Genomic DNA, 3,410 nt, shown 5'->3' with positions numbered 1-3,410 from the left:
AACCTCATTAACACCCTCTCCCCACGGCCTACCAACCGCGCCGCCGCTCCCAACACCCGCCGGGGCGGCGCTGTCGTGTACCCAGTCACAGGCTTCGATGGAAACGCTGTTTCGGCTGATGCCGCTACCGGCGCCGGACGGTCCCGAGGGGGCTTTTACGCGAGCGCGGCGAGGGTGGGGATGAGCTGGGTGAGGGCCCGGCCGCGGTGGGAGACGGCGTCCTTCTCCTCCGGCGTGAGGTCGGCCGCGCTGCCGGTGCCGCCCTCTGGCAGGAACAGCGGGTCGTAGCCGAAGCCGCCCGCACCGGAGGGTTCGCGCGCGATGCTGCCGCGCCATTCGCCGCGGACGACGGTGGTGGTGCCGTCGGGTAGAACGAGGGCGCAGGTGGAGACGAACGCGGCGCCGCGGCGCTCGTCGGGCACGTCGCCGAGCTGGCCGAGCAACAGGGCGTTGTTGGCCTCGTCGTCGCCGTGGCGACCGGACCAGCGGGCCGACAGCACGCCGGGCATCCCGTTGAGCGCGTCCACCTCGATCCCGGAATCGTCTGCCACACAGGGCAATCCGGTCGCGACGGCGCCGTCACGCGCCTTGGCGATCGCGTTCTCCTCGAAGGTGGCACCGGTCTCGGGCGCCTCCTCGTACGGCGGCACGTCGGCCAGGCTCACCAGTTCGATCCCGGCCACGCCCGCCTCGTCGAGGATGCGGCGCAGTTCCTTCAGCTTCTTGGCATTTCGGCTGGCGACCAGCACGCGCACGGCCACGAGCTACTTCTTTCCCGCGGGCTCGGGCAGCACGCCCGGGTACGGCAGCGCCAGCACTTCCTTCTGCACGGCGAACAGCTGTTCACAGCCGGCCAGCGCGGAATCGAGCAGCTTGTCCAGGGTCGAACGCGGGAACGTCGCGCCCTCGCCGGTGCCCTGGATCTCGACCAGGGTGCCGGTGTCGGTGGCGACCACGTTCATGTCGACCTCGGCCCGCGAGTCCTCCTCGTAGGGCAGGTCCAGGCGCACCCGGCCGTCCACGACGCCGACGCTCACCGCGGCGATCATGCACGAAATCGGCTGCGGGTCGGCCAGTTTGCCCGCCGCGGCCAGGTAGGTGACCGCGTCGGAGAGCGCCACGTAGGCGCCGGTGATGGCGGCGGTGCGGGTGCCGCCGTCGGCCTGCAGCACGTCGCAGTCCAGGGCGATGGTGTTCTCGCCGAGCGCGGCCAGATCGATGCAGGCGCGCAGCGAGCGGCCGATCAGCCTGCTGATCTCCTGGGTGCGGCCGCCGACCTTGCCCTTCACCGACTCGCGTCCGCTCCGGGTATGGGTCGCGGCGGGCAGCATCGCGTATTCCGCGGTGAGCCAGCCCAGCCCGGAATCCCGGCGCCACGGCGGCACACCCTCGGTGACGCTGGCCGTGCACATCACCCGGGTCTGTCCGAACTCCACCAGCACCGATCCCGCCGGATGCGTGGTGAAGCCACGGGTGATCCTTACCTCGCGGAGTTCGTCATCCGCCCTGCCATCGGCTCGTCTCGACACGAGCCTGAGTGTATTGGCCGACGGGGATCCGGGGCGGGCGGGGGCTAGAGGTCGAAGGTTTCGCCGGGTGCCACCGCGTGGACGGGTCCGGCGAAGGCGGCCTTGGCCTCGGCGATGACGTCCTCGCGCGCCGTCCACGGCGGAATGTGGGTGAGCAGCAGTTCCTTGGCGCCCGCGCGGGTGGCGATCTCGCCCGCCTCGGTCCCCGAAAGGTGAATGCCGGGAGGCCGATTCGCGGGATCGTGGGTCCAGGACGCTTCGGACATGAGCACGTCGGCGCCCTCGGCCAGCTCGACGACGGCGTCGCACATCGCGGTGTCGCCGGTGTAGACGAAGACGCGGCCGTCGGCGGCGGTGATGCGCAGGCCGTAGGACTCCGGCGGGTGGTACATGCGGCGGGCTTCGACCGTGTGGCCGGGGCCGAACGGCACCGGGACGTTCTCGATCCAGGCCTGCGAGTCGATCACGTCGGACCAGTCGTCGGTCTCGCCGCCGATCTCGGCGGAGGCGTTGCCGATCCGCAGCGCGGCGTCGGACGGGCCACGCACCAGCGCCCGGCCCTGCGGCGGGTTCGGGTGGTAGCGGCGCCAGACCAGCAGCGCGGGCAGGTCGAGGCAGTGGTCCGCGTGCAGATGGGTGAGGAAGATGTCCACGTCACCCGGGTTCATGTGTTTCTGCAGCGCGCCGAAGACGCCGGGACCGAAGTCGATGACGGTCGGCCTCATGTCAGGACCGGTCAGCAGGTAACCCGACGCTGGGGAGTCCGGGCCGGACACGCTGCCCGAGCACCCGAGGACGGTAAGGCGCATGCCCCCATGCTGCCACGACGTGCTGGTGCTCAATGCAGGATCCCCCCATATTCCAGACCGGACCCCCGGCTACCGCGTTGGTACTGCGCGGCCGACCGATGCTCCACGGCGGCGTCGACGTTCATCACCAGAGAGTACCCAGCCCGCCAGGACTCCACCCACCGCCCCGAAAAGATGTCCCTGCCAAGAAATTAGGGGATCGCTGGGCAGCACGCCCCACAGCATCGACCCGTAGAACAGGAAGATCACCACGCCGAGCACGATCTGCCCCACATTGCGGGCGAACCAGCCGCGGCAGATCAGATAGGTCAGCCAACCGAACACCAGCGAGGACGCGCCGACGTGCACGCTGCCCGCGGAACCGGTCAGCCAGGTGCCGACCCCGGCGACCACCCACACGATCGCGGTGGCCGCGATACCGCGCCCGATCCCGGACAGCAGCACCAGGAAACCGAGCACCAGCAGGGGCAGGGTGTTCGCGAGCAGATGGTCCCAGCCACCGTGCAGCAGCGGCGCCCACAGGATGCCGTCGAGCCCGTCGACCTCGCGCGGTTCGATGCCGCCCGCGTCGAGCTGCCCCGCCGCCCCCGCGGGCCGGTCGGCCGAGAGCACCGCGTCGACGCCTTCGATCACATACAGCGACCCGACGAACCCGACGATCACCACGGCCGCGCGCGTCCAGGCCGTGATCCCACCGCGCCGCGCGGGCGGCCGCGCACCGGTCTGTCCGCGCAACCCGGCGATCCGGTCCGGATCGAACGACGCCCCTACCCCACCGCTCACCGACATCGCCTCCGCTCAGGCCGACCTACGCGGCCGCTACAGCCAAGGGTACAGACCACACACGACAGCGACCCCGACCCGACCCCGCACGACCCGACCCCGAGGAGGGCCGCCGCGTCAGCGGCGGGGGGGGGGGGGGGGGGGGGGGGGGCCGGGCCGGGGCGGGCGCCGGCGCGGCCCCGCCCCCCGCCGCCCCCCCCCCGCCCACCCGCGCCCCCTCCCCCGCCCCCCGCCCCCCCCCCCCCCCCCACACCAGGGGGCCGCGACTCGAGCGCGCCAGCGCTCCAAC

The 3,410-nt window shown here is 72.1% G+C and carries 4 protein-coding genes; all 4 read right to left on the bottom strand.

The genetic code is table 11. The features are described from left to right. Positions 1 to 155 precede the first annotated feature (155 nt). The gene (gene rdgB / locus QH270_RS09850; protein WP_280340306.1) at positions 156 to 761 is read right to left on the bottom strand and encodes an RdgB/HAM1 family non-canonical purine NTP pyrophosphatase; all 606 of its coding nucleotides are present in this window, start codon (positions 759 to 761) and stop codon (positions 156 to 158) included. A gap of 3 nt (positions 762 to 764) precedes the next feature. Next, positions 765 to 1,529 carry a ribonuclease PH gene (gene rph / locus QH270_RS09845; protein ID WP_110041587.1) on the bottom strand — a complete coding sequence of 255 codons (765 nt, stop codon included), beginning with the start codon at positions 1,527 to 1,529 and terminating at the stop codon, positions 765 to 767. Between the two features lie 44 nt (positions 1,530 to 1,573). Beyond that, on the bottom strand, positions 1,574 to 2,338 hold the full coding sequence (locus QH270_RS09840) for a cyclic nucleotide-degrading phosphodiesterase (RefSeq protein ID WP_280340305.1): 765 nt from the start codon (positions 2,336 to 2,338) through the stop codon (positions 1,574 to 1,576). A gap of 69 nt (positions 2,339 to 2,407) precedes the next feature. Then, positions 2,408 to 3,127, bottom strand: a complete 720-nt coding sequence (locus QH270_RS09835; RefSeq protein WP_280340304.1) for a rhomboid family intramembrane serine protease — start codon at positions 3,125 to 3,127, stop codon at positions 2,408 to 2,410. Positions 3,128 to 3,410: the final 283 nt, after the last annotated feature.

It is taken from the genome of Nocardia neocaledoniensis, assembly GCF_029868625.1.
Classification (GTDB): Bacteria; Actinomycetota; Actinomycetes; order Mycobacteriales; family Mycobacteriaceae; genus Nocardia; species Nocardia neocaledoniensis_A.
The sequence above is the reverse complement of the archived record's forward strand: the minus strand, read 5'-3'. Positions and strand labels throughout refer to the sequence as shown.